General features: G+C 38.6%; 18 protein-coding genes. 16 read left to right on the top strand and 2 right to left on the bottom strand.

Features of this window, described 5'->3' with window-relative positions; genetic code table 11:
- Positions 1-343 precede the first annotated feature (343 nt).
- The 3 genes from tig (at position 344) to clpX (ending at position 3,823) form a co-directional block, all read left to right on the top strand.
- Positions 344-1,834: a trigger factor gene (gene tig / locus D6853_RS01475; protein WP_120656040.1), complete on the top strand. Its 1,491-nt coding sequence runs from the start codon at positions 344-346 to the stop codon at positions 1,832-1,834.
- A 121-nt stretch (positions 1,835-1,955) separates the two neighbouring features.
- The gene (clpP, locus tag D6853_RS01470) at positions 1,956-2,558 is read left to right on the top strand and encodes an ATP-dependent Clp endopeptidase proteolytic subunit ClpP (RefSeq protein WP_120656039.1); all 603 of its coding nucleotides are present in this window, start codon (positions 1,956-1,958) and stop codon (positions 2,556-2,558) included.
- Positions 2,558-3,823: an ATP-dependent Clp protease ATP-binding subunit ClpX gene (gene clpX / locus D6853_RS01465; RefSeq protein WP_120656038.1), complete on the top strand. Its 1,266-nt coding sequence runs from the start codon at positions 2,558-2,560 to the stop codon at positions 3,821-3,823. The genes clpP and clpX overlap by 1 nt, the downstream gene beginning before the upstream one ends.
- A gap of 328 nt (positions 3,824-4,151) precedes the next feature.
- Here the strand turns inward: clpX and yihA are convergent, their stop codons facing one another.
- Positions 4,152-4,766 carry a ribosome biogenesis GTP-binding protein YihA/YsxC gene (gene yihA, locus D6853_RS01460; protein WP_120656037.1) on the bottom strand — a complete coding sequence of 205 codons (615 nt, stop codon included), beginning with the start codon at positions 4,764-4,766 and terminating at the stop codon, positions 4,152-4,154.
- A gap of 156 nt (positions 4,767-4,922) precedes the next feature.
- Here yihA and D6853_RS01455 point away from each other — a divergent pair, with 156 nt between their 5' ends.
- The 3 genes from D6853_RS01455 to D6853_RS01445 all read left to right on the top strand — a co-directional run bounded on the left by D6853_RS01455 (position 4,923) and on the right by D6853_RS01445 (position 8,706).
- Positions 4,923-5,594: an ABC transporter ATP-binding protein gene (locus D6853_RS01455; RefSeq protein ID WP_120656036.1), complete on the top strand. Its 672-nt coding sequence runs from the start codon at positions 4,923-4,925 to the stop codon at positions 5,592-5,594.
- A 2-nt stretch (positions 5,595-5,596) separates the two neighbouring features.
- Positions 5,597-7,972 (top strand): ABC transporter permease, encoded by a 2,376-nt coding sequence (locus tag D6853_RS01450; protein WP_158588636.1) that lies wholly within the window; start codon positions 5,597-5,599, stop codon positions 7,970-7,972.
- A gap of 62 nt (positions 7,973-8,034) precedes the next feature.
- Positions 8,035-8,706: a hypothetical protein gene (locus tag D6853_RS01445; RefSeq protein ID WP_120656034.1), complete on the top strand. Its 672-nt coding sequence runs from the start codon at positions 8,035-8,037 to the stop codon at positions 8,704-8,706.
- An 89-nt stretch (positions 8,707-8,795) separates the two neighbouring features.
- Here D6853_RS01445 and D6853_RS01440 read toward each other — a convergent pair whose 3' ends face one another.
- Positions 8,796-11,417: a flagellin N-terminal helical domain-containing protein gene (locus D6853_RS01440; protein WP_120656033.1), complete on the bottom strand. Its 2,622-nt coding sequence runs from the start codon at positions 11,415-11,417 to the stop codon at positions 8,796-8,798.
- Positions 11,418-11,649: 232 nt separating this feature from the next.
- Here D6853_RS01440 and D6853_RS01435 point away from each other — a divergent pair, with 232 nt between their 5' ends.
- The 10 genes from D6853_RS01435 (at position 11,650) to clpB (ending at position 24,770) form a co-directional block, all read left to right on the top strand.
- Complete coding sequence (locus D6853_RS01435; protein WP_158588635.1) at positions 11,650-12,357, top strand: LytR/AlgR family response regulator transcription factor; 708 nt, start codon at positions 11,650-11,652, stop codon at positions 12,355-12,357.
- A gap of 9 nt (positions 12,358-12,366) precedes the next feature.
- A complete protein-coding gene (locus D6853_RS01430; protein ID WP_120656031.1) occupies positions 12,367-13,683 on the top strand; it encodes a GHKL domain-containing protein in 1,317 nt (438 codons plus the stop codon).
- Between the two features lie 508 nt (positions 13,684-14,191).
- A complete protein-coding gene (locus D6853_RS01425) occupies positions 14,192-14,821 on the top strand; it encodes a LytR/AlgR family response regulator transcription factor (RefSeq protein WP_330541235.1) in 630 nt (209 codons plus the stop codon).
- Between the two features lie 15 nt (positions 14,822-14,836).
- Complete coding sequence (locus D6853_RS01420; protein WP_120656029.1) at positions 14,837-17,122, top strand: hypothetical protein; 2,286 nt, start codon at positions 14,837-14,839, stop codon at positions 17,120-17,122.
- 232 nt (positions 17,123-17,354) lie between these two features.
- Positions 17,355-17,759: a hypothetical protein gene (locus D6853_RS01415; RefSeq protein ID WP_147367685.1), complete on the top strand. Its 405-nt coding sequence runs from the start codon at positions 17,355-17,357 to the stop codon at positions 17,757-17,759.
- Between the two features lie 126 nt (positions 17,760-17,885).
- Positions 17,886-18,557 (top strand): ATP-binding cassette domain-containing protein, encoded by a 672-nt coding sequence (locus D6853_RS01410; protein WP_120656027.1) that lies wholly within the window; start codon positions 17,886-17,888, stop codon positions 18,555-18,557.
- Entirely contained in the window at positions 18,535-19,497 is a 963-nt protein-coding gene (locus D6853_RS01405) for a hypothetical protein (RefSeq protein ID WP_147367684.1), read from the top strand. Before D6853_RS01410 ends, D6853_RS01405 begins: the two co-directional genes overlap by 23 nt.
- A 170-nt stretch (positions 19,498-19,667) precedes the next feature.
- Positions 19,668-20,090 (top strand): signal peptidase I, encoded by a 423-nt coding sequence (gene lepB, locus D6853_RS01400; RefSeq protein ID WP_120656025.1) that lies wholly within the window; start codon positions 19,668-19,670, stop codon positions 20,088-20,090.
- A 290-nt stretch (positions 20,091-20,380) separates the two neighbouring features.
- Positions 20,381-21,499, top strand: coding sequence for a cob(I)yrinic acid a,c-diamide adenosyltransferase (locus tag D6853_RS15455; RefSeq protein ID WP_243108265.1), 1,119 nt, complete (start codon positions 20,381-20,383; stop codon positions 21,497-21,499).
- A 679-nt stretch (positions 21,500-22,178) separates the two neighbouring features.
- The gene (gene clpB, locus D6853_RS01390) at positions 22,179-24,770 is read left to right on the top strand and encodes an ATP-dependent chaperone ClpB (protein ID WP_120656024.1); all 2,592 of its coding nucleotides are present in this window, start codon (positions 22,179-22,181) and stop codon (positions 24,768-24,770) included.
- Positions 24,771-24,774 lie beyond the last annotated feature (4 nt).

Raw genomic sequence — 24,774 nt, 5'->3', positions numbered from 1 at the left:
TCATGTGCTTTTAGGCGTAAAATAGGGATTTTTAATAAATTTTTAATGTTTTGACGAATTGAATATATTTTTATTTCGTCCATTTTTTTGGAAAGTGAAATAATTTTTTGGAAAAAATGAAAAATCGTCATTTTAGACATATAAACAGCTCCGAAACTGTGTAAAATCACAACGATCGGCTGTTTGTTTTTTATATAGATCGAAGATTGAAAAAAATATGGAAATTAGTATTTAGGTGTGTTATAATCTGAAAGCGATTGTGCCTATAAACAGGCAAAAAGAGCGCGGATACCTATGAAGCCGCCTCTTTACATAAATATTTTTTAGGAGGAAACAGACAAAAATGAGCGTAACAGTTGAGAAGCTTGAGAAGAGCATGGCTAAGCTCAAGATTGAAGTATCAGCAGAGCAGCTTGAGAAAGCCATTCAGAAAGCCTATGAGAAGAATAAGAACAAGATCCAGCTTCCCGGATTCCGTAAGGGTAAGGCACCCCGTAAGATGATCGAGCAGATGTACGGTAAGGGAGTATTCTATGAGGATGCAGCCAATGAGCTTATCGAGACAGAATATCCCAAGGCTGTAGAGGAGTGCGGAGAGGATGTTGTATCTTCACCCAAGATCGATGTTGAACAGCTCGAGGCTGGTAAGGACTTCATCTTTACAGCAGAAGTTGCTCTTAAGCCTCCGGTTAAGCTTGGAAAATATAAGGGTGTTGAAGTTGAGAAGATGGATATCGACGTTACAGATGCTGACGTTGATGCCGAGATCGACAAGCAGAGAAACACCAACGCAAGAACTGTTGAAGTTACAGACAGAGCAGTACAGAAAGATGATATCGTAACTCTTGATTTCGAGGGATTCGTTGACGGTGTTGCTTTCCAGGGCGGAAAGGGAACAGATTATCCTCTTACAATCGGTTCAGGTTCATTCATTCCCGGATTCGAGGATCAGCTCATCGGATTTGAGATTGGTAAAGAGGGCGATGTAAACGTTACATTCCCTAAGGATTATCAGGCAGAAGAGCTTGCAGGTAAGGATGCTACTTTCAAGTGCACTATCAAGGCTATCAAGGCTAAGGAGCTTCCTGAGCTTAACGATGAGTTCGCAAGCGATGTTTCTGATTTCGATACTCTTGCTGAGTACAAAGAGGACGTTAAGAACAAGCTCGTTGAGAAGAAGACAGGCGAGGAGAAGGCTAAGAGAGAAGATACTGTTGTAAGAGCCGTTGTTGAGGATTCCGAGATGGAGCTTCCTGAGGCAATGGTTGAGACTCAGGCTAGACAGATCGTTAATGATTTTGCTCAGAGACTTCAGATGCAGGGCATGAACATGGATCAGTATCTTCAGTATACAGGTAACACTGTAGACAAGATGCTTGAGCAGGTTAAGCCTCAGGCTATCGAGAGAATCAAGTCAAGACTTGTTCTCGAGGCTGTTGCAGCTAAGGAGAAGATCGAGGTTACTGAGGAAGACTTCGAGAAAGAGCTTGAGAAGATGGCTTCACAGTACAGAATGGAGCTTGATAAGCTTAAGGAGCTCATGTCAGATGCTGAGAAGAAGATGATGAAGAGCGACCTTGCTGTTCAGAAGGCTGCTGATTTCCTTGTAGAGAATGTTAAGGAGAGCGCTAAGAAGGCTACCAAGAAGGCTGCTGCAAAGAAGGACGACGCAGCTAAGGAAGAGAAGCCTGCTAAGAAGACAGCTGCCAAGAAGACTACTGCAACTAAGACAACAAAGACTACTAAGACAGCTAAGACAACCGAGGCTAAGGAAGCCAAGGAAGAGAAGCCTAAGAAGACAACAACAAGAAAGAAAAAGACAGAAGAGGCTTGATTCTTTATAAAAAATTTAGAGAACATCTCGCAGACTGGACGTTTGCGGGATGTTCTTTTTTTAAAATAGCTGATATAATGGATATTGGATTATTATTATCAAGGCTAGAGAAGGAGAAATTATGAGTTTAATACCTTACGTCATTGAACAGACAAGCCGCGGAGAGAGATCTTATGATATCTACTCCAGACTTTTAAAAGAAAGAATCGTTTTTTTAGGCGAGGAGGTTAATGCACAGAGTGCCAGTATAGTTGTGGCTCAGCTTTTGTTCCTTGAGGCTGAGGATCCCAATAAGGATATACATATGTACATCAACAGCCCCGGAGGAGAAATCACATCCGGAATGGCAATCTACGATACAATGCACTATATCAAATGCGATGTCAGCACAATTTGCATCGGCATGGCAGCAAGTATGGGAGCATTCCTTCTTGCAGGCGGAGCGAAGGGCAAGCGTATGGCTCTTCCCAATGCTGAGATCATGATTCATCAGCCCCTTGGCGGAACACAGGGACAGGCAACAGAGATTGAGATTGCTGCTAAGCATATCCTTAAGACCAAAGAGAAGTTGAACAGAATGATCGCAGAGAACACAGGCAAGCCATATGAGCAGGTATGCGCTGATACAGAGAGAGATAACTGGATGTCAGCTCAGGAAGCTCTTGATTATGGCCTTATTGATTCCATTGTTGAGAATCGCCCCAAGAAAGAGGATAAAAAATAATGGCAAAAAACCCGGCAGAGATCAGGTGCTCTTTTTGTAACAAGACACAGGATCAGGTAAGAAAATTGATAGCAGGTCCCGCAGGTGTATATATCTGCGATGAATGCGTAGAGATCTGCTCAGATATTATCGATGAAGAGTTCGAGGATGAACCCGTCCCTACCGGTAACCAGCAGATCAATCTGCTTAAGCCGGCAGAGATCAGGAACTTCCTTGATGAATACGTAATCGGTCAGGACGAGGCCAAAAAGGTCTTGGCTGTATCCGTTTATAATCACTATAAACGTGTTATGGCACCCAAGACCGAAGACAAGAATGAGGTGGAACTCCAGAAGAGTAACATCATCATGGTAGGACCGACAGGTTCAGGTAAGACATATCTTGCGCAGACACTTGCCAAGATCATCAATGTTCCTTTTGCAATCGCGGATGCCACGACTCTTACAGAGGCCGGCTACGTAGGTGAGGACGTTGAGAACATTCTTCTTAAGCTCATTCAGAATGCTGATTATGATATTGAAAGAGCTCAGTACGGTATCGTTTATATTGACGAGATCGATAAGATCACCAAGAAGAGTGAGAATGTATCAATAACAAGAGATGTTTCGGGTGAAGGCGTTCAGCAGGCACTTCTTAAGATCGTGGAAGGTACGATCGCCAGCGTTCCTCCTCAGGGAGGAAGAAAGCATCCTCATCAGGAACTTATTCAGATCGATACAAGCAATATCCTGTTTATCTGCGGCGGTGCGTTCGATGGCCTCGAGAAGATAGTTGAGGCAAGACTTGACCGCAATTCCATCGGATTTAACGCAGAGATAGCAGATAAGTCTGAAAGAGAGATAGGAGAAGTTCTCAAAGAGGTTACTCCTCAGGATCTTGTTAAGTTCGGACTTATCCCTGAGTTCGTAGGACGTGTTCCTATTACAGTAACTCTCGAGGGACTTTCAGAGGAAGCTCTTGTAAGGATTCTTACAGAGCCCAAGAATGCTCTTGTTAAGCAGTATCAGAAGCTCTTTGATTTTGATAACGTTAAGCTTTCATTCGAGGATGAGGCTGTTCACAAGATTGCCAAGATGGCTTACGAGAGAGAGACCGGAGCAAGAGGACTCAGATCTATTATGGAAAAATCTATGATGGATGTTATGTATCAGATTCCTTCAGATGATACGATCACCGAGTGCGTTATTACCGAGGCGTGTGTGGATGGCGACAGTCAGCCGCTTATCGTACACAATGATTCCAAGAGACTTAAACCGGCTAAATAATTACCCGGCGAGAGCGGAACTTCATTTAGTTAAAATAAGAAGATGTCTTATTCCAAGTGAAAGGGGCATCTTCTTTTTCGGTTACAGTATATAGATGATGCATCTCAGAGTTATTATGATATTTATCCTAAGGGAGTTATTGCAGAACAGGACAAGGATACTTCCCCGGAACTTAAGGATGTGGTTTATATAAGAGCATATCGAATGGATGGAGGAGTTTATAATCCTGTATTCGTCAAAAAAGATAATTAATACTTGATCTTTAGATAAAATAAAAGCCGCGGAGGCATTGAAATTGCTTATATTTCAAAACCTCTGCGGTATTTTTTTACTGATCATTTTCATTTGTCCCGTTTACTTCAGCAAGAAGCTCATCCATGAAATCATAGATTTCCTGTCTGCCTTCTTTACTTAGGGCTGAGTAAGGGAAGATTCTTACATCCTCAGGGAGTCCAAGACCGTTTCTTAGCATGTTGAGATGCTTTTCTCTCTGAGAATTCTTGATCTTGTCAGCTTTGGTTGCGATGATGACAGGCTGAAAGCCCTGATGAACAACCCATTTATACATCTGTACATCATTGGCGGAAGGCTCATGTCTTATATCTATAAGCAGAAAGACTCTTACAAGCTGCCTTGATGTGTGGAGGTAATTCTCGATCATTTTTCCCCACTGCTGCTTGACTTTCTCCGGAACTCTTGCAAAGCCGTATCCCGGAAGATCCACAAGATAAAACTCATCATTGATATTGTAATAGTTGATTGTCTGAGTCTTACCGGGCTCCTGTGAGGTCCTTGCATAGTTCTTACGATTCATAAGACCGTTTATAAGTGAGCTCTTGCCGACATTACTTTTTCCCGCAAAAGCAAATTCGGGATGTATGTTATCGGGAAGAGTACTGGTTATTCCACAAACCGTTTCAAGGTTTACATTCTTAATTACCATTTTTTTCTCCATTACAATTTAATTATCAGTTCCCGTTTATTCTACACTATTAAAGCCTTTGAGGCAAAAATGCGGGTTGACAGGAGTAAATTCATATGATACAACTGTACTAGTACAACTAATACACGCTAATAAAAGGAGAGAGGTAAAGGCTTTATGGATATTTTAAAGGTTGAAAACCTGACCAAGATTTATGGTAAAGATACAACCGAAGTTGTTGCATTGGATAACGCATCATTCTCTGTTGGGAAAGGAGAATTTGTTGCAATAGTCGGAGCGTCAGGCTCCGGTAAATCAACACTGCTTCATATGCTTGGAGGTGTTGACAGACCTACATCAGGTAAAGTTTTTGTTGATGGTAAAGATATTTTTGAATTAAACGATGATGAACTGGCTGTGTTTAGGAGACAGCAGATCGGTCTGATCTATCAGTTCTATAATCTGATCCCTATATTAAACGTAGAAGAAAATATATCTCTTCCTTTGTCATTAGATGACCGTGAAGTGGATAAGAAAGCATTGGACAATATGTTGAATCTGCTTGGTTTGGAAAAAAGAAAAAATCATCTTCCAAACGAATTGTCCGGAGGACAGCAGCAGAGAACAAGTATCGGAAGAGCACTGATCACCGAACCTACAATTGTTCTTGCAGATGAGCCTACAGGAAACTTGGATTCTAAGTCAAGCGATGAGATCGTAGCTCTTTTGAAGAAATCCAATAAAGAATTGAATCAGACGATCATCATGATCACACACAACATGGAGATTGCCAAGGCTGCTGACAGAATAATCAAGATTGAAGATGGAAAAATTGTTGAGGAGGTATGAACATGAACTTACTTAACAGATTGACCACCAAGAATCTCAAGCTGAATAAGAAAAGAACCGTAGTTACCATCATAGGCATTATCCTGTCGGTAGCTCTTTTGACAGCAGTGGCTTCGATGTTTTCAAGCATCCTGCAATCTACGATCAATTACGAGATTGAGTTAAGAGGAAATTATCATGTGGCATATTATGATGTTCCCTTAAGTGATCTGGATACATTCAGAAGCGACGGTGATATTACAGAAATGAGCCTGACTCAGGACTTGGGATATGCGGAAATAGAAACCAAAAATGAGTACAAGCCTTATGCGTTTGTGAAGGCATATACTCCGGATGCACTGAATAATATAACAAGCAGATTGGTGGAAGGGAGACTTCCGGAGAACGAGAATGAGATCGTCATTCCCACCCATCTTAAGACTAATGGTAGAAATCTCTTAAAAGTCGGAGATACTGTCACTTTAAATGTGGGTGAAAGAGTCAATGATGCCGGTGAGGATTTTACCCAGAGTGATCCATACGATGCAGATAACCCGGAAAAAATAACAAGCACAACAGGCAAGACTTATACGGTTGTGGGTGTTGTTGAAAGACCTTCAACGAATATTGAGCCTTTTGATGCTCCCGGATATACATTTGTAACTTACGTCGATGAAAATAAGCTGGCGGGCAATGTTGATGTGTATCTTAGATATAACAAGAAAGCAGCCAAAGGATTGGCAGCGCAGGTAGAGAACTCCAAGTATGAATATGGCTTCAATGAATATCTCATGATGTTGGAAGCGAATCCGTTTCAGGAATTTGGAGATTATGCGGTAGTAATACTTCTGATCATGGGGATCATAGTGATAACTTCCGTATTTTGTATAAAGAACAGTTTTGATATTTCAATCACAGAGAGAATTAAGCAGTACGGAATGATAAGAAGTATCGGAGCTACCAAGAAACAGATCAGGAGAAATGTATTCTATGAAGCTACTGTATTGGGAGCGATCGGTATTCCTTTGGGAGTATTATCCGGATGGTTGGCTACAGTCATCTTGGTTGTCGGAATAAATTATTTTATGAACAAAGATGGAGATGCCTTAGGGTCGGTAAAACTGATGTTTTCAGTCTCACCGGTCGCTATCCTGATAGCTATCATATTTGGTATTGTAACTATTTATTTATCGGCGCTTCGGTCGGCAGTAAAAGCCTCTAAGGTATCGCCCATCGATTCCATAAGAAACAGTGCTGAGATTAAGATCAAATCCAAGAAGGTCAGATCTCCGAAGATCATTAAAAAGCTATTTGGTATCGGCGGAGAAATATCTTATAAGAATTTAAAGAGAAATAAAAAGAAATACAGAACTACGGTAATTTCAATCGTTATGTCGGTGTTCATTTTCATAGCATTGTCAAGTTTTATGGGTAGTATGTTGGCATCCGCCGGCGATGAACTTAAGGGATCTGATTACAATGTGTATTTATCGTCTTCTGTTTACGGTGATGCGAACAGATACAACAAGTTCCTCAAAACTACTAAGTTGGACGGAGTAGATGATTATACGATATACAGGAAAATGGGTTACTATGACAATGTTTGTGCAATCGGAGATGAACAATATCGGAAGTACATAAAAAAACTCGGGCTAAACTATGAAGACATTAAAGATAAGATAATTGCGGTAAATTGCGGACAGGTAGGAGACGTTGTAAAAAGCGAGAACTTCGATGGAACATTGGAGATCGGATATGTAACAGATGAAAGACCTTTTGGACTGGATTATCCCGACGGAGAATACCATGTTATCAGCGATGAATTGTTTGACAGCTTGATTAGTGATGAAGCGGAAAAATCGCTTACGATCTATTATCACGCTACCGATGCAGATAAGTTGCAGGATGAAATAGATCAGATCTTAATAACCGAAACGCATTATTTTATGAGGAATCTGGAGGAAAGTGCAAGACAACACAGAAATTTGGTTACGTTAATGGGTGTCTTCCTTTATGGGTTCATAATAGTACTTTCTCTGATCGGTGTTACCAACATATTTAATACCATAACTACCAACATGGAGCTCAGGAAACCTGAATTCGCCATGCTCAGATCTGTTGGTATGACATCAAAAGAGTTTAATAGGATGATCCGATTGGAAACTGTATTTATGGGTACCAGATCACTGTTCTTTGGAACAATATTAGGAGTGGCAGCTTCTTATCTGCTCTATTATGCGGGAGTCAAAAGCTCGGGAGCTTCGTACAGCTTCCCCATCATTCCCGTGGTAATAGCTATATTGGCGGTATTTCTACTTATCTCGCTGATCATGAATTATTCGATTGCAAAAATAAAGAAGCAAAATACGATTGAAACGATCAGAAATGAGAACATCTGATATAGAGCAAAAGCTCTTCATATCTTGATGTATATATCAGTTTACGAAAGGAGAGAGATATAATGAAAGCAAAAAATGTATTGGCGATCATGACGGCATCTGTAATGATGTGCGGGCTATGGGGGTGTGGTTCCGGAACATCGGATACTTCTGCGACAGAGCTTTCTGTTGAAGCTGTTATCGATGCTTCGGAAAGTGATGCAGATAATGCCGACAATGCAGACAAGACCGATGCGGCGGATTCCGCAGACTCTGAAGTTACGGAGGGAGCAGCTACAGAGACATCCGTGGATTTATCTTCTATGACCGATGATGCTTTTGCATATAACGGCAAGAAGATATCAATTCTTGATGATGTAGCTACAACCCTTGCTGCACTAGGAGAACCTGAGCAAAAGAATTCAGGTGCCGGTGATATGAATTATTATGATTACGGTACCCACACAGATACGGTGGACGAAGGCATCCTTTTTGTTACATATACGGACAATGGAAAAGAGTCTGCCGCACAGATTGACTTCAATATTCAGGGCCCGGAAACAGCAAAGGGAATTAGTGTTGGAGACAGTAAGGACGATGTCATTGCTGCATACGGTGAGCCAAAAGAAGATAGTGGCAAACCGATCCTCACATATGAATATGATGGTTTTTTGCTTGGCTTCGTAATAAACGAAAACGATAAGGTCAGCAATGTTAATTACATATCTACGGCTTACAAGGAAAGCGGTAAGTAATATCTAAGAAAAAGTGCTATAAAAGGAAAGATTTAAAAAGGAAATAAAAAAAGAAGTTCAATGCGATCTATACATTGAACTTCTTTCTGTTATTGCAATAATGACAAAACGCCCTGTTTGGACTGGTTGGCCTGAGCAAGCATTGCTTCACCGGCCTGCTGAAGGACTTCGTGATTACGCAGTCTTGTTATCTCGGCGTTCATATCCGTGTCGCGGATTATAGATTCCGAATGCTGAGTGTTTTCCTGAGCATTTGCGGTGTAATTGTACGCATGCTCAAGTCTGTTCTGCGCCGCACCAAAGCCGGATCTTTCAAGTGAGATTTTATCAAGCGCCGCCTTGGTGAGATCGATCGAACCCTGCGAAGCTTCCTGAGTAAGAGTGTTTGCACCCGTCATACCGATAATTGAAAGGCTAAGTGCACTCCAATTTATAGGAATCTGCTCTCCCAATACACCATCGGGGGTTGCCTGTATGATCATTTCTTTTCTCGGAGGAACGATCACAATGTTCATGAAGTCGTACTCGTTAACTCTATTGTTCTTGAGAGCAGGACTAAAGGATCTTGTGGCGTTTTGGTTAAATGTAAGGTTAAGGCTTACGCTGTCGCCTTTAGCCGCACCGGCTTTATTTATTATATCGTTGTAAGACACATTGTAGCTGTAATCAAAAGCACTGAGATTGGACTTGCTGCTGTCAACATAGCTTGAGTTTAATCTTAATGTGCCTCCGGTGTGCGAAGTGATATCGCTTGCAAGGGTAGGAGTTGTTTCCTGCGTTGCGGGTGCCACGTGAACGCTGTTTTCAATCGTTGCGTTGCCTTCGGCAACTCTCTGATTGAGTTCGTCAAGCTCAGCGCCGGTGATCATTCTGTCATTTTGATAAGAAAGTGAATAGGTTTTAACAGTGTAGTTATATGTTTTGGTCTGAGTATAGTTAGAACTGATACTGCGAGTTTCACCATCCATTGAGCTTTCACCGAGAGAACCGCTGAAAGCGACATTATAATCTTCGCGCCAGGTATAAGTATCTACCCTTTGCATATTGTCGGTTCTGGTTGTGATCCTTTCATTTGTTCTAAGATATACTTTCCCGTCATCTGTTTTGTAATAATAGCTTGGGGTATCCGAAAAAGTACTGTGATTGCTTAAGGAGCTTGGAGTTCCCGTATTCTGTACATGCTCGGTCTCATTAGTCTTGGTGCTGGCCCAACTGATCTCGCCGGTAATACTTGAGCCTGTCTGGTCGAAGTTACGACCATATGCTCTTTGCAGAACAAACGCGTTGTAGTTATTTGCCGAGATGTTTTTATTATTGTTACTGATGCTGAATCCCGATTTGTTTTCGTTTGTAAGCGATGAATTTCCGGGAGTTACACTTCCGCCAAGATTGGTCTCGTTTATGGCGCTTATAACTTCATCTCTACTTGAAACATCGGCAAGCTTAAAGTTATAGTTGATCTCCATGCTATCCAGCGTATTTTTGTAATTATATTTTGCGTCGGAATCAAAAGTTATGCTGTTTGAGTCATTGGAATCATTTTCAAGACCCCAGTTGGAAATCGGATAATCTGTACTCTCTGCCGGAGTTCTCGGAACAGGGTTGCCTGTAATATTTTTAAAGCCACCCCATGCGGATACTCCTGTTGTTGATGTTTCGGTCGAATCATTCCTATCGGTCCTTCTGACAGAAAGACCTTCTGTACTTGCAAGTATCTCGTATTTGTCATCCGCAGCATTTTTGTTGGCGTTTGTAACTTTGACATTATTAACACCATTCGGAAGTGTGAAAATATTTTTTGATGTCGCAGAAGAAACCGATATGTTCCAGTATGAAGGCTCTGTGATGCTGTTACCGTTGATACCTTCAATTATTGAAGAAAGATCGTCACCTTCTTCAACGTCGAAGCTTACTGTGGTTCCGTGATAATCAAAAGAGTAGGTGCCTGCGTCATTTCCGTTTCCGCTTATTCCGAGACCTGTCCATGTGGCAACGTCTACATTGTTGACTTTTATTCCGGTCTCATCGGCTTTCCACTCGTATTTTCTTACGACTTTATCCAGAGATTCTCCCTCTTTAAGGCTTATATGAACCTTTTCACCGTCCCAAAGATCGAATTCCACAGTCTGATCCTTGGTCGAGTTGCCGTTTCCGTCAAGCTCGAGACCTTTTGCGGCTAGCTCATCAAGATTGTATCTGACATTATTAAAGTCCAGACCTCCGATAGTGCCCGGTGCACTGTAAAAGACCTGGATATCATATGGCTCTGTGTTGGGAGTAACAGAAGGTGCATAGGGCACCTTAAAGATCTTCATTTCATTAAAAGAGGCGGAACCGAAGACTCTTTCAATCTCGTTCTTTATCTGCTGAACTTCTTCGTTGACAAATTCTCTGTCCTTGTCGGTAAGAGTACCGTTGGCGCCTTTTACCGATAGCTCATTGATTCTCTGAAGCATGTCGTGAACTTCATTGAGATATCCGTCCGCAACCTGAATAAAGCTGATTCCGTCCTGGATGTTCAGCATGTTCTGACCCAGTCCGCGAATCTGCCTTCTCATTTTCTCACTGATAGCAAGCCCTGCCGCATCATCTGCAGCACGGTTTATACGATAACCCGACGATAGCTTCTCGGCGGATTTTGCTTTTGTATTTGTTGTAATTCCCAGCTGGCGATGCGCAAACATCGACGCCATGTTGTGCTGTATTACCATACATAACCCTCAAATTTAATCAGTGGATACCTCTATTATATATCGGCTATAGTTGCTCGGAATATTATAGTATTGATTGAAATAACGAGAAAAAGAAAGATATTTAACAAAAATACGAAAACTTCCTGTAACATATGATGATAAAAAATTGCAAGAAAGCTCCTAGTAATTGTATAATAGTGATGTTAACTACATTGTAGCAAAATGGAATGCTTATATGGAGGAAATGCGAGTGGGGGAATTATGTATTGGAATCTGTGATGACCAGCAGGAGATTGTTGACAAGCTTGGCGAGCTGGTTAGGCAAATTTATGGTGGGTTTAATTGCAAAGAATGGGTTTTGTGTGAATATACCTCGCCTGTGAAATTACTGGAGGAAATAGAAAAGATAGATGTTTTGTTTCTAGATGTGGAAATGGAGGAAATGGATGGAATTGAAGTGGGGAGAAGGATTAGGGGACAAAATCCTGAATGTAAAATTATAATTGCAACCTCACAAATTGATAGGTATAAAGAGGCTTTTTTCATAGAGGCATTACGATTTATTACTAAGCCGTTTTTATATGATGAAGTTAGGGAAGCGTTGGCTGCAGCGATTGAAGAAAAACCCGGTGAGGCAGAGATTGAAGCATATCGAGATCGAGTGAGTTTTAACATTAAAGAAAAAGATATAACCATGATCAGAGCATATAACGGATATGTTGAAATTATGGCGGGGAACAGTATATTCAGGAAGGATACTTCTTTAAATTCATTGGAAAAACAACTGGATAATCGCATTTTCTTTCGCGTTAATAGGCAATACTTGGTGAATTTTAAATACATAAGTTCATATAGCAAAAATAAGGCAGTGGTTGGAAAAAAGACATTTGTGATTTCTGTCAGACGCCAGAAAGAGTTTTTGAAGAAATACACGGAATATGATTTAAGATACAGTTAAAGGAAGAGTATGGAAAAAATAATTTTGGTTGAATTTATCTTTTGTTGTGAGATAGCTAAATACTATATTGTTTATGCGTTATGCTCTAAGCAGAAGATTGGGATAAAGAATAAAAAAATACTATATGTTTTATCAATAATGATTGTCATGATTGGCTTAGCAGCAAGAATCATACCGTTTGAAGGCGCTTATGCATTGACACTACTTGGAGCGGTAACACTTATGTTTCTGAATATGGAGCATAAGATAAGTAATAGAATATGGAATAGTTTTATTATTATGATGAGTGTTACTGCAGTAGACAGCATTTTTGATAATATATACACAAAATATATTCGAAATGATCTTTTTTCTATAGAGTATGACTACCTGATTTTGGATGGCTTTTTTACTCTTCTTTTGATAGTGGCTTATATTTTTCGATTAGGAATAGATAATTATCTGCGTGGGATAATAAGCAGAAGACTTAACTTTTTTCTAAAAATAACGAGTGTTGTTGTAGATGTCTGTTTGTGTTTGGGAGGAACGCATATTATCAGAACTTCAAAAGGAGAAGGGTTCTATTTTGTTTTTGGAATAATAATGCTGCTAAGTGCGGCTTTTCTTGGTACTCAAATAGTGGGAATGATAAATATAAATAGTAGACTAAATGAGGGAATTAATCAAGAAAGGTTACTTCGTGGAATACAGAAAGAGCATTATCAAAGTCTTATCAGAAAAGATAAAGAGATCAGGAAGTATCGTCATGATATGTTGAATCATTTTATGGTTATAGAATCATATCTTGAAAAAGGTAAGGCGAATTCTGCCAAAGATTACCTCAACGAATTAAAGGGGGCTGTGTTAGCTACAACCCAGAAAAAATATTGTATTGGGCATGATGTAATAGATGCTATATCTTGTTATTATCTATATGAGATTGAAGAGTTTGCTCGTATAACTGTTAGAGGAGTGGTTCCGGAAAGCGTTGGAATAAGTGAAATGTGCTTATGTACAGTATATTCTAATCTATTGAAGAATGCAGTAGAAGAAATCCTGAGATTGAATGAGCAGAATGTAAAGAATCTTGAACTATTTGTTGAATTCAAGATGGGGAAGCGCTATTTTGAAGTTAAAATAAAGAATACTGCTCATCACAATACTAATTTTGAAGGAATGAATACGTTAACTTCAAAGTCGGATGTAGGAAATCATGGTATCGGATTGAGCAGTATTACGTATGCAATTCAAAAAGAAAATGGAAATATAACCCTTAATCAAGATAACGGATTTGTTCAAGCTCATGTAGTTATCCCTATCAGAGAAGCAAAAACAATAGTGATTTGATTAATGGGCAAATTTTGTTAATTACCCCCGTATCTGCTTGAGCTTGAGGCCCCTGATAATACTGATTCTACTGCTTCCCAAATTGATGTACCATATTCCATGTTTTGTACCCTCCCTATACTGTTGTATGTATATTAAAAATTCTAAGGACCTGATATGCATAAAGCAATAATAATTGATTGAGTGATAAGTTAACTTGATAAGTGTTAAAATTATGAGGAGAATTGTCGAACGAATTACACTTAACAGGTTATCTTTGCGAAAAAAGAGTTATCATTGATGGCTCTTTTTTTGTATTTTAGTATAAAAATATCAGGATAATACGTGAGGAGGATAATAGAGCGGAAAAATTATTGGGGTGTATAATCTATGCAAAATTTAGTTGGAAACTATATATTAGGGGGCTGCTAATGAGAAAAAAATTTTTATCTATTGCAATTTGTGAAGATATAAACAGTGACAGAATATATATTAGAGAAAAAATCATTAAGTTTTTTTTGATAAGGACATCGAATTTAGAATTGATGAATTTGAATCAGGTGAATCGCTGATAGAAAGCGTGAATAATAACAATGACCAATACGATATGATTTTTGTTGATTATAACATTGGGAATAACAAAAGTAGTGGGGCGGAGATAATACGAAAACTAAGGATGACTGATAAGAATGCTTCAGTTGTGTTTTTTTCAAAAAGTATAGAAGCAGTTTTTGATGCTTTTAAAGTTGAGGCATTTAGATTTTATTTAAAGCCAATTATAGAAGAACAAATATTTGAAACATTGAATGATTATATAAAAAGTAAGAGAATAGGGAGCGCTATTGAGATAAAGCATGACAATTCAAGCACTTTGTGCAAGACGAATACGATAGTTTATGTAGAAGGGGATGGGAAAAATAGTATTATTCATCTATTAAATAGGAATGCAATTATTGAACACGCTGGTACACTTTCGAGTGTTGAAAAACAGTTGCATAATAATAATTTTTATAGATGTCATAAATCATTTTTAATAAATTTTGATTATGTCAACTCATATTCAAGAACAGAAATTCAATTGACTAATGGGGATATTATACCTATAAGCAGAAATAAGTATAAGGATTTCTTCTTGGAATATAAAAAATATTTTATTTAAGAGGCTAAATGCAATATGAATAATTACGGTATGAATATTCTTAGAAAAATAGTAGTTCTTTTTATTATAGCTCTTTTTTTGTTTCAAGAAATGGCTTGTGGGACAGAAAAGAAGAGAGAAAAGACAGTAAGTGATGTAAAACGTTCTGAAACAGATGGTTATTATTATGCTGAAAAAGCTTGCTTTGATGGAGGCGATGTTAGATATTGTGATCCATCTAGTATTTCATGTAGAAATGGATGCATTTATACATGTGAAGAACAGTCTTCAGATAAAGACGATAGTTTGAGTTATAACATTACTTGTTTTAATACTAGTGATGGCGATTCTGTTCAATTTAAATATGATCCAGAAGTTTTTGCGGATAATATAACTTATGTGATAAAAATCTGTGCTGATGATGAAGGAAATATATATATTTTAGAAAGAAATGAGAACCGAGAAAAATCAAGCAATTCAGAAGGGGAGGAAGATGGAAATAAAATCTTTAATATAGTGAAACTGGGAAAAGACGGAAAAGAACTATGGAGAACAGAATATAATAGTGCGGGTGGATGCAATAACTGCTTTATGGGGGATGGTTTATATTATATTGATGAGAAAGGGGTTTTGATCTGCTCAGCTACACATTTCATTCTTTATTCTGAAGCGAATGGTAGCATTATAAGAGATTATGATATAGATAAGAGCATTGTTGATGGCGTTTTTTGTGGAAAAGAAGATAAAATATATGTTTCAGAACATAAAGGAACAGAAACCATAATAAAGGAGTTTGATTTAGATGAGGGGGCAATTCTTGATTCGCTAGTAATCCCTGAAAAAATAATGTTCGGTATTCAGAAGTCATATTCTTATGTTTGTGATATGTTTTTAATGGATTCAAAGGGGATATACGAGATAGATATAGAAACTTTTAGAAAGAAATATATTTGTTCATATACTGATATAAATGTTAATAGAGACAACATTATATATGTATATCAACCTAATGAAAATAATTTGATAATTCTGTTAATGAATTTAACGGATCAGAGGCTCGAGATTAAAAGGTATGAAAAACAATACGGAAAAGATGAAAAAGAAGTATTAACTATGGGAGGTTATGATATTGATTCGGATATTCGTAACGCAGTAATAGATTTTAATGCTTCCAATAATAAATATAGAATAGAAATAATTGACTATTCAATTTATGATGTAGAAGAATATGGTGCAGGGATTCTTGAACTAAACAAAGATATTATTTCAGGTACAATGCCAGATATTTTATTAGCTTCATCACAAATACCGATAGAGTCTTATATATCGAAAAGAATTATTGAACCATTAGATGAATATTTGAAAAATGATCCTGAGATTAGCTATGATGATTATTTGCCAAATGTAATGAATTCTTTTAAAACGGAAGGGAAGATGTATTCTCTTGTTCCGGTATTTCGAATTAGTTCAGTTGTTGCGAAGACTAGTGAGGTTAAAGAATGTGATGGGTGGTCTATTAAAAAGATGCGACAAATTGCAAGGAGTAGAGGAATAGAGGATATAGATATATTTGGACCAATTACGCAAGGCAATTTTATTTATACAGCGTTAGAACTTAGTGCAAGTGATTATGTAAGTTTGGATAATCATACATGCAATTTTATTGATGGAAGATTTAAAGAATTACTTGAATATGCAGATAATTTGCCTAAAGAAATAACGGCTGAAGAATTTGATTCTAAAAAATATGTTTGTTATAGAAATGGAAAGGCGCTATGCAATGTTGTGTACATGAGTTGTTTTGATGATTATAGAATACAAGCTCAAGGCTTTTTTGATGAACCTATTACTTTGATTGGCTTTCCGGGTACACAGGGAAATGGAAGTGTTCTGGTAGCTCCGATTATTTTATGTATGAGTGCTAATTCACATAACAAAGATGTTGCTTGGGATTTTATGAGTTCATTTATGAAAGATGAGTTTCAAAATAATGTAGTGTCAGGGTTTCCAGTTAAAAAAGATGCATTTTATGCACTTGCTGATAAAGCCACCAAAAGCCAAGCTGAATTAAATGGTTCCGATATAAGAGAAACGCTTTCCATAGGACAATTGAAATTAGATGATATGCCGCTTACAGATGATGAGGTAGAAAATGTTGTGAAACATATTGAGTCTATAGATAATCATACTGTTTATAACATGAAGATAGCGGAAATTGTATTGGAAGAAAGCTCATTATATTTTGAAAAACAAAGAAATGTTGATGAAGTATGCGATACCATACAGAGTAGAGTAACATTATACTTGGAAGAAAATCATTAAAATAAATATATGCATTGGTTAAATATGTTACTTGTTTCACTATAATATATTTGTTGAGGAGTACAATAAAGAGTGATCCCAATTTACAAATTACTCCTTATAATAACTGTTTACTCTAATATTTAATTATTTATAGCATTACACTGTATAATTAAAAATCATGATGTTTTTTTAGATATCCTAGGATGATGAGTGCTGTGAAAAACAAATTTAAAAGAGAGAGAGGATGAATATGAGAGAAAAAATTGTTAACGTATTATTAAGGTATGGTGTTGCCATGGCAGTTGTTCTTATGCCTTTTACTGCTGCAGCATCTACTGATGTATACTATGTTTCAAACCAACACGGAGCAAAAGGCATTTGCTACTGTGAAGATTCGATCACATGGAGAGTGACGGATAATGAGATTACTTCCGTAGACAAGAATCAAAAAGTAGATGGGTTGTTTGTAAATGCAAAAGGAATCGAGTATGAAGCTGCAAGATCAAATGCAGCAGCAGAGCGATCATATTTGGCAAAAAAACAATTTATTGCAGGCGCTGTGTTGGGTGGCGTGACAATTGGGTATAGTAAAGATATTAATGACAGAATGGTTATTTATCGGAACGGTAATGCGCGAGTGGATAGAGAAGTTTAAGCGTATATCGTGAGTAAGAGCAGTTTTATAAAAAAGAAACGTGGTCACTGATTAAAATGTGACCGCGTTTCCTGTAGTTTTTTAAGTCACCCGAATACTAAAATGTAGGCAGGAATAGGTGTATTTATGTTTGATTTGATAAATATGACAAAGAAGTATAAAAACAAGATTATTTTTGAAGACGAAACGGTTTCAGTTGGAAATCATAAAATTATTTTTTTTATGGGGCCAAATGGTTGCGGAAAAACTACATTAATCAAGTGCCTAAGCGGTTTGGAGAAATATAAAGGTAAAATAAAGTATGATAATTATAGTATAGATGATATACGTAAAGAAACATTTGTAATATGGGATGATTGTCCTTTTTATGATGATTTGTCAGGGATTAATAATTTGTACGTTTTATCGGAATCTACATCAATTAAAGCAGATGATATAAAAAGAATATCAAATAAATATTTTTCGGAAGACACATTAAAGAGGAAAGTTAAAAAATATTCATATGGTCAACGAAAAATGCTTGCTCTTGTTCTTGGTGAGATTTTAAATCCTAGTTTATTGATTATGGATGAGATATCAAATGGACTTGATTATGACACTATGAAACTATTAAGAAAAGAAATAAAAGAAAAATCAGTTGACAAAGATATTATTTTGACAGGACATCAGTTTGCATTTTACGAAGGACTTGTTGATGAAGTATTTATTATTCATAATAAGCATATAATCGATGTTACTGATGAATATATTTCTTGTGATGACTTAGGATTGGTTTATGAAAGGTATTTTGATGAATAAAAAAATTATTATGGCCGTCAATATTGAAATGGAATATTTGAAAAGATCTTATCTATGTCTTATAGCAGTTACTTGTATAATTTTATATTCATTTGGTTGTTCTTTTTTTCAATATGAATCTGTTATGGATTTATATGATAGCTATAATAATATTTCTATATTTTATGAAGATGGAAATTTAGATAAAGGAGAATACTTGGATAGAGAATATAGTATTGACGAAACAGATGGCGCAGAGGTTATCAAAAACCCATTGATGTATTTCTATGCTGAGATGTGCAAGGCGATTTATTCGGTATCACCTAAGTATGGACCGGTGCAAGCGCTTGAAATAGGTATTGCGTTTTTTCCTTTTATATTTGTGATTATTGGGTCTGGTATGATGGTATCAGATTATAAAACAAAAATAATAAAGCATAAGATTTTGAGGTTTGGAAGAGGAGGATATGCAATATCAAAATTGATTACTATGTTTTTTATTATATGTAGTTTGATTATAGGAGTTCTTCTAACGAGCAAAATATTTAGTTTATTATTGACTGGTATATTGGCAAGGAAAATACCATTTGATGAATTTAACATTTGCAATTACACTAGTAATTCTAGTTTTGTTACTAAAGTAATAATTACATTGCTAATTTCGTTGTTTTTTTGTTTAATAGGAGCATTGTTTGGAGTGATTTTTAGAAAAACAATTCCTGCTGTAATAGTTTCCGGAATATATTTATATATAATACCTGTGAGATTTGTGTATGAACCTAAGAATATAATGTATTCGATAATGAATAGATGCTTTGATTTTTATGGTATAGCAAAAATTTCATCATTTATACTATGCAATTTTTGGACTTCTATGATTATTCTATTATTATCTATATTATTTTTAGGATTGTCTATAATCCTGGTCATAAAAGAACGAAGTGCATATATTGCTAGGTGATTTTGTTGTTTAGAAAAATACTGTATAAGTATGTGGGTGATTTATTAAATAAGGCGTTAAGAGTACTAATTGTATTGCCGATGATTGTGTTATTATATTTTACTGTGATTTAGGCATATTTTATGTTTGATAATGATTAGACAATAAATGTTATAAAAATAGGATGAGCTATGAAAAAGCAAATAATAAAAATGGTTTGTATTATATTTGTTTTGATTTTATTGTTTTCTTTTGATGTAAAACAGATAGCTGGAAATTCAATGTTCCCTACGCTAAAGGCTGGAAGTTTTGTTGTTGGAATAAATAGAAGATATGTGCAGATTAAAAAAGATAATGTGATAATTTTTGAGAAAGGAGGACAGATATTAATCAAAAGAATAGTTGCCGAAAAAGGCGATATTATATCATCTAAAAATGATTCCCTGTGCATTAATGGTAATATTATTAAGGGGTGTTATTATGCAAATTCAAAAGCGGTGATATTAGCAGAAAATGAGTATTTTGTAGTTGGTGATAATTATGATGTGAGTGTTGATAGTAGAACTTTTGGGGTGATAAAACGGGCGCAAATCAAAAGCGCCGTTATCTTATAATATACATAAGGCTAAATTGATAATTCGGAGAATATACTACAACAAATAATAATACATTAATAAGCAAGATTGATGCGACCGATCTTGCTTATTTGCTTATATATGAGCATTGAGGGTAAAATATGATTGTGCTTATACATTAATGAAATGGAAAGAGGAATCAATATGGATATTGCAGTTTGGATTGCTATAGGAGTGGCTCTGTTTGTTGCATGCTTTCATGGCAGCGGTAAAGAGTGATCTATGCGCGGGCCAAGCCGGTAAAAAGTAGTAATGGAGATTGAACGGTTATGACCTTTGAACCTCTGGCGGTTGAGCTTGATGAGAACGGAATCTCAGGTTTTATCAAGCGTTACCATTTTAAGACAAGTGAGAAAAAAGATATTGTGATGCTATATAGACAGCTTCACCCGAGAGTGCATGCGAGTTTCCATCATGTGATCGAGGGCGAGACTGTCTATGTTGTCGTTACGCTCGGAGATGCCTTCGACAGCTTTCAGGATTCTCTTTTGCAAAAAGGCGAGATACAGAAGGCGTTTATCGTCGATTGCCTCGGAACGGAGATGCTCTCGCTTGCTTATGAAGAGGTTGATAAAAAGATATTTGAAAAGACCGGACTTTACGTGGGAAGCTATGTCTTTGCGGGCAGCGATAAGATGCCGCTTGAAGAGCTTGCCGCTGTAATGAAAAAGCTTGGACAGAAGATTGTAAAATGCAACGAATCTTTCGTGCTTGTTCCGAAAAAGAGCGTTGTCTTTTCCGCAAAGCTTCATAAAAAGAGAAGCAGGAAGCATTCAGACTGCGAGAATTGCAGCGCGGTCAGCTGCCCCATGAGAAAGGAACCCGCTGCGAAAAGAGCGGTTTCCAAGGATGATGACAAGAGCGGAAAAGGCCTTATCCACTTGTATACGGGAGAAGGAAAAGGAAAGACCACGGCAGCGATCGGTCTTGCCGTCAGGGCAGCAGGCGCCGGAAAGAAGGTTGTCTTTTCTCAGTTTATGAAGGGCAGAAAAACTTCCGAGCTTGTTTCGCTTGAACTTATACCGGGAATTACTGTTGTAAGAAGCGAGAAGGAGCTCGGCTGGCTCAAGCGAGACGATGAAGCACAGTGCGAGATGTTCCGCGTGGTTCATAACGAGATACTTGATAAGATCTCAGAGCATATCCAGAACGGCGAGTGTGACGTGCTTATCATGGATGAGATCACATACCCGTTTAACTACGGCGTTATAGATAAGAAGAAGCTTGAAGATATGATAGACAACAAGCCCGATGGCATGGAAATTGTCATGACCGGCAGAAACGCTGACGAGATGCTTTCTGAGAAAGCGGACTACATCACCTATATGGAAAAGATCCGTCACCCGTATGATAAGGGAATTGAGGCGCGCCGCGGAATTGAATATTGATGATGCTTTTGGATAACCGAGAACTTAAGTTTTTTGCGGATTGAGAGCCGTGTAACGGCAATTCGGTCCGCTTTTTATTATCTTGGAATTTGAGACTAAGGGTGGTACGGCTCTGCGTGAATCTGGGTAAGTAGGCATGCATATTAAGAGTTTTCTCTGATATGCATGCCGATTTTGCTGTTGAGATGTTAGCATTTTCTCTTTTGGACATGCATATCTGAAGATTTCGGCGTTTGACATGCCGGGATTACAGCTTGTCGGCATGTACTATTGGCTTTTTTGCCATTTGACATGTATGGCTCTTCGTGGCGTTGGCATGTATTTGCTAGTTTATTTTTATTTGGCATGCTTTGGTTAACGCTTGCCGGCATGCAAATATAGGCTATCCGACGATATACATGCCGAAAGCATAGAATAGTGTCTTTGCCATTTCAAAATCCTACATGCAAATATGGTTTTGGGGGCAATATACATGCCAACAGCGCTGAACGGAATAATTGCGCATACCAATCACGGGCATGTACATTACGGATTTCTGGTGAATTGCATGCCGGGTGGCCGGGAGATGTTGACATTTAAAATAATCGTGTTATAGTTGTAGTAGAACAAATAGAATTAAGTTCCGTCTGCGTACAAAAAAGGCGGAACAAGCGCATATTCATCTTTTGAGGAGGAAATTATGAATATACAGAAGTTCACACAAAAGTCCATAGAGGCTGTGAGCGGATGCGAGAAGATCGCCGTTGAATACGGCAATCAGGAGATTGAACAAGAGCACCTGCTCTATGCTCTTATGACAATAGAAGATAGCCTTATCTCTAAACTTGTAGAGAAGATGGGCGTTGATGCTAACTCTTTTTTATCAAGAATTGAAGAGGCAATCGGCAAGAGAACCAAGGTTCAGGGTGGCCAGCCGTACATCGGAACGCAGCTTAATAAAGCTCTTTTGTCTGCGGAGGATGAGGCCAAGGCACTCGGCGATGCGTATGTTTCCGTGGAGCACCTCTTCCTTGCGCTTATTAAGCATGCCAATAAAGAGGTTAAAGAGATCTTTGCTCAGTTCGGTATCGACAGGAACAGATTCCTTCAGGTGCTTTCGGAGGTAAGAGGTAACAGGAACGTGACGACGGATAACCCCGAGGCTACTTACGATACGCTTTCCAAATACGGAACAGAGCTTGTCGAGAAGGCCAGGAATCAGAAGCTTGATCCCGTTATCGGCCGCGACACCGAGATCAGAAACGTTATAAGGATCCTTTCAAGAAAGAGCAAGAACAATCCCGTACTCATCGGTGAGCCCGGTGTCGGTAAGACCGCGGTCGTAGAGGCACTTGCGCAGAGAATCGCAAGCGGCGACGTGCCCACAGCTTTAAAGGATAAAAAGATCTTTTCGCTTGATATGGGCGCTCTCGTAGCGGGAGCCAAGTACAGAGGCGAGTTTGAGGAAAGGCTTAAAGCCGTTCTTGAGGATGTAAAAGGTTCTGATGGAGAGATTATTCTTTTTATCGATGAGCTTCATCTGATAGTCGGCGCCGGAAAGACTGACGGTGCAATGGATGCGGGCAACATGCTTAAGCCCATGCTTGCAAGAGGTGAGCTCCACTGCATCGGTGCAACAACGCTCAACGAGTACAGACAGTACATTGAAAAAGACGCAGCGCTTGAGAGACGTTTCCAGCCAGTAATGGTAGATGAGCCTACGGTTGAGGACACCATCAGTATCCTTAGAGGCTTAAAAGAAAGATACGAAGTTTTCCACGGCGTTAAGATCATGGACAGCGCACTTGTAAGTGCAGCGGTTTTATCAAACAGATATATTTCCGATCGTTTCCTTCCCGATAAAGCGATTGACCTTGTCGATGAGGCGTGCGCGCTTATAAAGACCGAGATGGATTCGATGCCGGCGGAGCTCGATGAACTCAATCGTAAGATCATGCAGATGCAAATCGAGGAGGCCGCTCTTAAGAAAGAGGACGACAGCCTCAGTAAAGAGAGATTATCCAACCTGCAAAAAGAGCTTGCCGATCTCAAGGAAGACTTTGATACAAGAAAAGCTCAGTGGGAGAACGAGAAGCAGGCGGTTGATAAGCTTGCGGCTATGCGTGAACAGATAGACACCATAAATTCGGAAATAGCAATAGCGCAGCGAAACGGTGATTATGAGAAAGCCGGAGAACTTCAGTACGGCAAACTTCCTGCTCTTAAAAAAGAGCTTGAGGAAGCCGAGGAAGCAGCTCACAAGAAAGAAGCAGATACAACGCTTGTTCATGAGAGGGTTTCCGATGAAGAGATCGCGGGTATAATCAGCAGATGGACAGGAATCCCTGTAAACAAGCTGACTGAGAGTGAGAGAAACAAGACTCTTCATCTTGCGGATGAGCTCCACGGAAGAGTTGTGGGCCAGGACGATGCTGTTACGAAGGTTTCCGAAGCGATCATGAGATCCAAAGCAGGTATCAAGGATCCCAGAAAGCCTATTGGTTCATTCCTGTTCCTCGGACCTACGGGTGTCGGAAAGACAGAGCTTGCAAAGAGCCTTGCACAGTCACTTTTTGATGATGAGAATAACATTGTGCGTATCGATATGAGTGAGTACATGGAGAAGTACAGCGTATCACGACTTATCGGAGCACCTCCCGGATATGTTGGATATGAAGAAGGCGGACAGCTTACGGAAGCAGTAAGAAGAAAACCTTATGCGGTAGTTCTTTTTGATGAGATCGAAAAGGCACATCCCGATGTCTTCAACATCCTTTTGCAGGTGCTTGATGACGGACGTATCACGGATTCGCAGGGCAGAACAGTCGACTTTAAGAACACGATCCTTATCATGACTTCCAACATCGGCGCGCAGTATCTGCTTGACGGAATCAGTAGTGACGGAAGCATCAGCGAGGAAGCTGAGAAAGAGACAATGGAGGATCTTAGAGCACACTTTAGACCCGAGTTCCTCAACAGACTTGATGAGATCATCATGTTCAAGCCTCTTACAAAAGATAACATCGGCGGAATCATCGAACTTATCATAGATGACCTTAACAAGAGACTTGCGGACAGAGAGATTTCCATAAAGCTTTCACAGGAAGCAAAGGACTACGTTATAGACAATGCATACGATCCGATCTACGGCGCAAGACCGCTTAAGAGATATATTCAGAAGTACGTAGAGACATTGTCGGCAAGACTTATTCTTGAAGATAAGGTTCAGCCGCACGATACGATAGAGTTCGGCGTGGAAAACGGAGAACTCGTAGCTCGAAGTCAAAAATAAAGAT

The sequence above is a fragment of the Butyrivibrio sp. X503 genome (assembly GCF_003625475.1).
Taxonomy (GTDB): domain Bacteria; phylum Bacillota; class Clostridia; order Lachnospirales; family Lachnospiraceae; genus Butyrivibrio.
The sequence above is the reverse complement of the archived record's forward strand: the minus strand, read 5'-3'. Positions and strand labels throughout refer to the sequence as shown.